Consider the following 7,483-nt stretch of genomic DNA (forward strand, 5'->3'; position numbering starts at 1 on the left):
GCCCGAGGATCGTCGCGCTCTCAAGTTCCCCGGTCTCGTCGTCGGCTACGATCTTCAGCGCCGCGGTGCCTGGCATGCGGCTGGCCATAGCCTCGGCTCGCTTCAAGGCGCGGTCGAGTTGGGCACCAGGATGCGCTCCCCCGGCCCGAGACGCTTCCGTTTCAGCACGAACGTCTGGACGAGATGCGTCGTCGTCATACCCATGGTCGCTCTCCCTTTCACCAAGCCCTGATCGGCCGCCATCCACTGTTTCCACAGGCTCGGAGGGCAAGCTTGACCCGGATCTGTGCGCCTGTTTGTTCCTTGTTCGTTCTATCACGGCGGAGGGAAGCGGGTGGACCTTTTTCGGGTCGAGGTGCTGCGGGCAGATGATTCGTCCACAGTCCGCATCCCGGTGATGGGGCAGGCGCTCTGCGCCGGCTTCCCCTCGCCGGCCGACGACTTCGTGGAAGGCGCGCTCGAACTGCCGCGCTGGCTCGTCCCGAACCCGCCGGCGACCTTCCTCTGGCAGATCCGCGGCAAGAGCATGCAGGGCGCGGGCATCTTCGACCGGGACTTGGCCGCGGTCGATCGCAGCCTAACGGCAGGCCATGACAGCGTCGTCGTCGTGGCGATCGACGGGCAGATGTCGATCAAGCGGATGCTGGTCGAGGGCAACGTCGCGCGGCTAGCCTTCGAAAATTCTGACCTGCCGGCCTTCGCCCTCGAAGAGTTCGGCGAGGCTGCGATCTGGGGCGTGGTTCGCTTCACGATCCACTGGCACGTGGCGCACGCGGCGCTCGGCCGATGAGCCGCGCGATCGCGCTCATCGACGGCAACAGCTTCTACTGCTCCTGCGAGCGCGTGTTCGATCCGAAGCTCGCCGGCGTGCCGGTGATCGTCCTGTCCAACAACGACGGCAACGCCATCGCCCGCACGGCCGAGGCCAAGGCGCTCGGCATCCGCATGGGCGAGCCGTACTTCAAGATCCGCGACCTGTGCCGGGCCCAGGGCGTGCGCGTGTTCTCGTCGAACTACACCCTCTACGGCGACATGAGCGCCCGCATGAACGCGGTCTACCGGACCTTCGCGCCGGACGTGGAGATCTACTCGATCGACGAGAGTTTCCTCGACCTCTCGGACGTGCGCGAGCGCGACCGGATGGCCCTGGCGCTGGATCTGCGGGCCACGGTGCGAGCCTGGACCGGCATCCCGACCTGCGTCGGCATCGGCCCGACCAAGACGCTGGCCAAGCTCGCCAACCACGTCGCCAAGACGATCCCGGAACTCGGCGGCGTCTGCGACCTCACCGACCCGGTGGCCTACGATCACTGGCTCTGCCACGTCCACGTCGGCGATGTCTGGGGGATCGGCCGGGCCTCGCTGGCAAAGCTCGAGGCCATGGGCGTCGACAGCGTGGCGGACCTGCGCGACCTCGATCCCCGGCCGGTGCGCAAGAGCCTGAGCGTGGTGGGCGAGCGCATCATCCACGAACTGCGCGGGCTGGCCTGCCTGCCGCTGGACCTGTTGCCGGCCCGCCGGAAGGGCTGCGCCGTGACCCGGTCGTTCGCCGCCCGAGTCGAGGACCGCGCCACGCTGGAGCAGGCGGTGGCCACCCATGCCACGCGGCTCGGCGAGAAGCTGCGACGCGAGGGCCTGGGCACCGCTCACGTCACGGTCTTCTACCATACGAGCGAGCATGACCGGGATAGGCCGCAGCGTTCGGTCTCGACGACGGTGCGCCTGCCCGAGCACACGAACGACACCCTCACGCTGATCAAGGCGGCCCGGCTGGGCATCGCCAGGACTTGGCGCGAACAGGGCGCGCAGCCCTGGCGCTACAGCAAGGCCGGCGTGGTCACGGTCGACCTCGTCCCGCTGGAGGCCAGCCCACGGGCGCTGATCGACCAGCTCGATCGCGAGCGCTCGGGCCCGCTGATGACTGCGATCGACGCCTGCAACGCGCGCTGGGGCCGGGGCGCCGTGGTGCCGGCGCGGGCCGGATTGGTCGAAAGGCGGGCGTGGTCGACGAAGTTCGAGATGCGCTCGCCGCGCTACACGACGCAGGTCGGGGAGCTCCCGGTTGCGACGGCGTAAGTGATCTAATTCGTGGCAGATAAAACGATGGACATTTGATCACTTCGGGTCGGGCTGCGACGGCACTATAGGATTCGTCATCTCGGCTCGTGGCTTCGCGGGGGTCGGGTCTCTGATCACAGAAGCCGCCCCATAGAACGATCCAGATGCCACTAGGAAGAAGCAGATAGCGTAGGTCAGTTCATCCTTCCGCGCGAACAAGTATGCGGCATAGTACGCGCCCATCGTGATCGCGAGACATGCAATTAGGTAGACCATCTCTATCGACACAACCAAAACTCCATAAAAGGCACAAATAAGGAAGACTTGTACACCCCGTCCGTTTGAACCGGACGGGGTGCCTACGTTGGGGCCGCCTACTTGCGACCAGCTCCGTTCTTCGAGGGGTCGACCAAGCGGTAGCCCATGCCGGGCTTAGGGGTCGGCGGCATCGGCTCGCCGCGGACGACCGTGCGCTCTTCGCCGGTGCTGCCGCCACGAGGTCCGACTTGCTCGTACTGGCCTGAACGGGGGGCCGTCTGCCCAGGCTTGAGGGGAGGTGCCATGATCGCTACCTCCACATCAGGACAGGGTGGCACGGCGCCAGGGCAAACGCCCCGGGTGCACGTTAGACAGCCAGTCGACGATGTCGCGGCGGCCGTAAGTGTTGTGCTGCCGTGCGCCCATCAGGGCGACCGGCACACCCAACTCGTAAGTCCACGCTCTCACCATCTGCTCGCTGGATGAAGTGCTGTTAATCACGTGGTCCGCCACGCACACGATCGCGAAATTCACTCCGCCCTGGCGAACGAGGGCAACGTCACAGGTAGCCATCTCGGCTCCTCCTTCAGTGGAGGACGCCGCTTGACGAACACGAGGATTTCCTCACTTAAGAGGCGTCGACCAAGTGCAGTCCCGCGCAGCGTCCAAACGTTCTGCGGGCTTTCAGCTAGGTCCGGGGTCACAACCCGGACCTAGCCGTCTCATCAAAGGTCATGAAATCTCCAGCTTGAGGACGCGGGCGCGCACTTCAGCCGCATCCTCGGTGACGCCGAACTCCTCTGCGGCGTCCGCGATTGAGCCGACGTCCGCCATCATGTGCGCCGGCATCAGCAAAGCTCCCGCGAACGTATTTGCCTGCCATTCCGGGTCGCGGTACGGGGCTGGCTTCAAGCCCGGAGCGAGGCGGTTGAGCCTGCCTCCGTGCAGCACCGCGTGGCCAATCTCGTGGCATGCGGTGAAGCGGTCGCGCCCACGGTTCGCGATCAAGCCCTCGTAGACATCCAGACGCAGAGCGACGGTCCGTTTCCCCGGATCCATCTGCCCATGCCGGACGCCCATGATGTCCGCGTCGAGGACTTCGAACTCGAAGCCTGGTGCTATGCCTCCGAGGGCGTATTCCAGAAGCCGAGCGACATCCAAGAAGGGTTCAGTCAGACCGAGAAGACGGCGCATCGCCATCGTGCCGGCTTCGATGTTCGCCCGCGACATCGGCGGTGCCATGTAAACAGCGTCGCTCATGCCTTTCTCCGATCGATAATCGCGCGGATCGCGGCGAGATCTTCGCTCGGGAGCGATCCGAAGCTCCGCGCGAGCACTGCGGCCGCCTCGCGGTCGTCCGCCGACAAGGAGTTGGGCAGGCGGATGCGGACTTCCTGGACCGATTGGGCGAAGGCGCGTTCCAGAGCGCGCTCCTCCTCGCGGCTCAACCGGCCCCAGTCGACGATTCGGTCGATGAGGTCGTCCGGGACAGCCTTCTTGCCCGTCTCGATCGCGCTGAGGAACGACGACGACACGGCGACACCGTCCGCCATGTCCTTCAACAGCCAACCGCGGTCCATCCTCAGATTTCTGAGGGCCTTGCCCAGTGCGTTGACCATCGCTCCCTCCCTCGGCCGATCTCCAGTTAGATCATAAATCAACCGATTGGTTCACAAGATAGCCAGCTGGCAAAGCTGGGTCAAGCCTTGCCTGGAATAGTGTGGGATTTCGAGGAGGTGCGCGGGCCAATCTCGCGCGGCCTGCGATGCACGCGTAGACCGCACTTTCAGGGCTCCCATCGGCCAAGACGACAAGAGTACCGCTACATGCGTCTCTTTCTTAGGCTCGGGCTGAGCCTGCGGACCGAGCACCGATGGTCTGCGCGCGCCTGTAAGATCACGGCGCGCACTGCGGCCGCTTTGAGCGGTCGCTCACCTCGGTGTTGGCATTGATCCGGGACGCTGACATCGCGCACCCACTAGCGAGGTCCAACCCGAAGCTCTCGCCAAAGACGAGGATTGTTGAAGCGGGACGCACATGAAAACGCCCGCCCGCTCAACAACGAGAAATTCGTCGGCTATGTGAGACAGCTGTGTGAGACGAAGTCCAAAAGCACGCTAAGTGCTTGATGCTGCTGGCGCTCCCAAGGGGAATCGAACCCCTGTTTTCGCCGTGAGAGGGCAAAGCTGATCGTCCAAGGCGGTCCAGGGACATCCAGCTATCGCATTGGTTCAAATAGCGTATTTGATTTTCTTCGCTTGGCTTGTCCAGCTGAGTATGGCACAAACCACGCACGTCGGCAGGACACAAACTGGACACCATGCCCCGCAGCGCGCGTGCCCCCAAGCTGGAGACCCGCACTAGTCGGCTCAAGCTGCCGGTTGCTCGGAAGCCGACCTTCGTGCGGGTCGTCCCTGGTGTCTCACTGGGCTATCGTCGGACCGCGACCGCCGGCACTTGGGTCGTGCGTGTGGCCGATGGCCAAAGCGGGACCTGGACAAAGCGCATTGCGACGGCGGACGACCTGTCCGACAGCGACGGCAACACCGTTCTGACATTCTGGCAGGCGCAGGAGCGGGCGAAGGCCGTAGCGCAGGGTGATGGAGAGGGCAGTCCAAAGCGTGGAACGCCACTCACTGTCGAGCTCGCCGCTGACGCCTACTTGTCCGGCCTGGAGGCTCGCAACAATCGTACCGCGTACGATGCCCGGCTACGCTTGAGGCGCTTGTTCTTGCCTCGGTTCGGCACGATGCGGATCGAGGATCTAACCCGCCGCCAGTTGGAGGCGTGGCGTGACGGGCTCGTGCAGAAGGATGGCGATGCCGAGCGGCGGCGGCGCAGCCAAGACACGGCTAATCGCGTGCTCAGTATCGTCAAGGCGCTACTCAATCACGCCGTCGGCGACCCTGCCAACCGGATCTCCGATGATAGCGCATGGCGGCTCGTCCGACCTTTCCAGGGTGTCGCCCGAGCGCGCGAGGTGCACTTCACGGTCGCCGAGGTGCTCCGCTTGCTTACGGCCACAAACGATACCGCCTTCCGCGATTTGCTCACGGCCGGCTTTCTGACCGGAGCGCGGTATGGGGAGCTTTGCGTTTGTGAAGTTCGCCACTTTGACCACGATCGCGAGACCCTGAACGTACCGAGCGGCAAGACCGGTCCCCGTGCCGTCATCCTACAACCGGAGGCCGTTTCCTTCTTTGCGCGCCTCGTCGGCATACGTGGAAAAAGTGAGCCCCTATTGGCACGCACGCATGGCCAACCTTGGAAGCCAAGTGATCAACAGCGGCCGATGGAACGCGCCATCGCGCTAGCTGGACTTGATCCTGAGGGTACGTTTTACGCCCTACGTCACTCCTACATATCGCGATCCATTGAGGCTGGAATGCCACTTACCGTCCTCGCCGAGAACTGTGGGACGAGCGTTCGGATGATCGAGAAGACCTATGCCAAAATTCTGGCTGACAAACGAAGAGAGTTCATAGTGAACGGAGCGCCTCGTCTATTTGAAGCGTGAGTTCGCTAATATGTCTAACACTGACACACGCTCTCGAATTACCCCCGGACCAAGCGAAGCATGCGCTCGCTCAAATGTTCCTCCAACGCAAGAGCACACTTAGTCTGGTTTCGGCCGGCCGCCTTCGCCGCATAGAGTGCCGCATCGGCCCGCCGATACAGGGATTCCGGATCGCCGTCGTCCGAGCCGGCGCTGACGGCGAGGCCGATGCTGACCGTGATGGTGCCGGCCTCGATGCCGGCGGAGGTTACGGCCAGGGATCTGAGGGCATCATGAACCTTGCCCGCAACCCGGAGGGCGCCTTCCTGATCCGTGTCGGGGAGCAGGAGGGCGAACTCCTCACCACCCACCCGTGCCACCAGATCGATCGGACGATGCACGCTCGTTGCGATGGAACGGGCCAGCCCCTTCAGCACCTCGTCGCCGACGGCATGCCCGTAGCGGTCGTTGTAGCGCTTGAAGTGGTCGGCATCGACGATGAGGAGCGAGAGTGCGTCCGCGCCGCGCCGCCTGTCCTGCCAGGCTCGTTCGACGGTCTCTTCGAAGCGGCGGCGGTTAGCGAGGCCCGTCAGAGCGTCGGTAAGCGACAGGCGCGACAGCTCCACCTCCAGCGCGCCGCGCCGGCGGAGTTCGCGCCCGAACAGGAGCGACAGGGCGATCGTCAACCCACATAGGGCAAGGACGATCGCGCCGATGACGAGAGCCTTCTCGCGCCATTCGGCTTCGATCTCGCGGGTCGAGAGGGCGACGTTCAGGATCAGTGGCAGGTCGCCGACCTGGGTGAAGGCGTAGTGCCGTTCGACCTTGTCTCGGACGGAGGTGCCGATGAAGCTTCCGCTGCGGGCGCTGACGAAGCGTTCGAAGTTGAGCGTGTTGGCAATGTTCGCGCCGATGTCCGCCTCGCGGAAGGGCTGCCGCATGATGCGGGTGCCGTCGCGCAGGTAGAGGTTTATGGCGCCGTCCTGCCCGAGGCCCAGCCGGTCGAACAGCCGGCTGAAGTAGGTCAGCTTGAGGCTTCCGTAGGCGACGCCGCCGAAGCTGCCGTCCGCCTTGCTGATGCGGCGGCTGAACGGCAGCATCCGCTCGCCGGTGAGGCGCGAGACCAGGGGCCGGCCGATGTAGAGGCCGAGGTCGGGCCTCGCCTTGTGGACGCGAAAGTACTCGCGGTCGGCGTAGTTGCCCTTCCGGGGCGGCAGCGCCCCCTCGTCGATGACGACTTCGCCGCGCTCGTCTAGGACGAACATGATACCCATGTCCTGCGCGGTGGCGGCCCGGTCGAACAGGATGAGTTGCTGCAGCTCAGGCGTGGCCGAGGCGACGCCCGGCGCCTTCAGATTGTCGACGATGGCTTTGAGAGAGAGGTCGAAGATCTCGAAGTTGCGGTCGATGTCGCGCTCGATCACCTGGAGCAGGTTGCGGGAGGTCTGGTCCGCCTTGTCGTAGGCGTCCTTGCGCAGGTCGAGCAGCATCAGCCCGGACACGACGAGCATGCCGACCGGCGCCAGGACGCCGAGCACGATCCAGGTGCGTGCCGACCGGATCCACCGTGCGTTCGGAACTGGGCGAATCATGACGAGCCTTCGGGCATCCGTCTTGGTTGTTCACCAGCCTCCGTTACCGCTCCACCTGCCGGGAGCCTCCTACCGCGCG

7 protein-coding genes and 1 pseudogene are annotated in these 7,483 nt (G+C 64.6%); 3 read left to right on the forward strand and 5 right to left on the reverse strand.

Going from position 1 to position 7,483, the window contains the following annotated elements:
* Window positions 1–204: pseudogene (locus COGEMETH_RS19010) on the reverse strand (hypothetical protein); the annotation flags it as partial.
* 130 nt (window positions 205–334) lie between these two features.
* Between COGEMETH_RS19010 and COGEMETH_RS19015 the strand changes: the two are divergent.
* Together COGEMETH_RS19015 and COGEMETH_RS19020 are read left to right on the forward strand one after the other, a co-directional pair.
* Window positions 335–790, forward strand: coding sequence for a LexA family protein (locus COGEMETH_RS19015; RefSeq protein WP_373875397.1), 456 nt, complete (start codon window positions 335–337; stop codon window positions 788–790).
* Window positions 787–2,076 (forward strand): Y-family DNA polymerase, encoded by a 1,290-nt coding sequence (locus COGEMETH_RS19020; protein WP_238184172.1) that lies wholly within the window; start codon window positions 787–789, stop codon window positions 2,074–2,076. Before COGEMETH_RS19015 ends, COGEMETH_RS19020 begins: the two co-directional genes overlap by 4 nt.
* A gap of 561 nt (window positions 2,077–2,637) precedes the next feature.
* Here COGEMETH_RS19020 and COGEMETH_RS19025 read toward each other — a convergent pair.
* The 3 genes from COGEMETH_RS19025 to COGEMETH_RS19035 all read right to left on the reverse strand — a co-directional run bounded on the left by COGEMETH_RS19025 (window position 2,638) and on the right by COGEMETH_RS19035 (window position 3,935).
* Complete coding sequence (locus COGEMETH_RS19025) at window positions 2,638–2,889, reverse strand: hypothetical protein (protein ID WP_238184173.1); 252 nt, start codon at window positions 2,887–2,889, stop codon at window positions 2,638–2,640.
* A gap of 159 nt (window positions 2,890–3,048) precedes the next feature.
* Window positions 3,049–3,576, reverse strand: a complete 528-nt coding sequence (locus tag COGEMETH_RS19030; RefSeq protein WP_238184174.1) for an ImmA/IrrE family metallo-endopeptidase — start codon at window positions 3,574–3,576, stop codon at window positions 3,049–3,051.
* Window positions 3,573–3,935 (reverse strand): helix-turn-helix domain-containing protein, encoded by a 363-nt coding sequence (locus COGEMETH_RS19035; RefSeq protein WP_238184175.1) that lies wholly within the window; start codon window positions 3,933–3,935, stop codon window positions 3,573–3,575. Before COGEMETH_RS19035 ends, COGEMETH_RS19030 begins: the two co-directional genes overlap by 4 nt.
* A 701-nt stretch (window positions 3,936–4,636) precedes the next feature.
* On the opposite strand from COGEMETH_RS19035, the gene COGEMETH_RS19040 reads away from it, so the two are divergent.
* On the forward strand, window positions 4,637–5,833 hold the full coding sequence (locus COGEMETH_RS19040; RefSeq protein WP_238184176.1) for a tyrosine-type recombinase/integrase: 1,197 nt from the start codon (window positions 4,637–4,639) through the stop codon (window positions 5,831–5,833).
* A gap of 38 nt (window positions 5,834–5,871) precedes the next feature.
* Here the strand turns inward: COGEMETH_RS19040 and COGEMETH_RS19045 are convergent, their stop codons facing one another.
* Entirely contained in the window at window positions 5,872–7,404 is a 1,533-nt protein-coding gene (locus COGEMETH_RS19045; protein WP_238184177.1) for a sensor domain-containing diguanylate cyclase, read from the reverse strand.
* Window positions 7,405–7,483 lie beyond the last annotated feature (79 nt).

This window comes from Methylobacterium trifolii, from assembly GCF_022179685.1.
Taxonomy (GTDB): Bacteria; Pseudomonadota; Alphaproteobacteria; order Rhizobiales; family Beijerinckiaceae; genus Methylobacterium; species Methylobacterium trifolii.

What these genes read in the sequence shown, in the direction of transcription:
- COGEMETH_RS19025 (WP_238184173.1), bottom strand. Translation starts at nt 2,889, where the DNA reads ATGGCTACCTGTGACGTTGCCCTCGTTCGCCAGGGCGGAGTGAATTTC.
- COGEMETH_RS19045 (WP_238184177.1), bottom strand. Translation starts at nt 7,404, where the DNA reads ATGATTCGCCCAGTTCCGAACGCACGGTGGATCCGGTCGGCACGCACC.
- COGEMETH_RS19040 (WP_238184176.1), top strand. Translation starts at nt 4,637, where the DNA reads ATGCCCCGCAGCGCGCGTGCCCCCAAGCTGGAGACCCGCACTAGTCGG.
- COGEMETH_RS19020 (WP_238184172.1), top strand. Translation starts at nt 787, where the DNA reads ATGAGCCGCGCGATCGCGCTCATCGACGGCAACAGCTTCTACTGCTCC.
- COGEMETH_RS19035 (WP_238184175.1), bottom strand. Translation starts at nt 3,935, where the DNA reads ATGGTCAACGCACTGGGCAAGGCCCTCAGAAATCTGAGGATGGACCGC.
- COGEMETH_RS19030 (WP_238184174.1), bottom strand. Translation starts at nt 3,576, where the DNA reads ATGAGCGACGCTGTTTACATGGCACCGCCGATGTCGCGGGCGAACATC.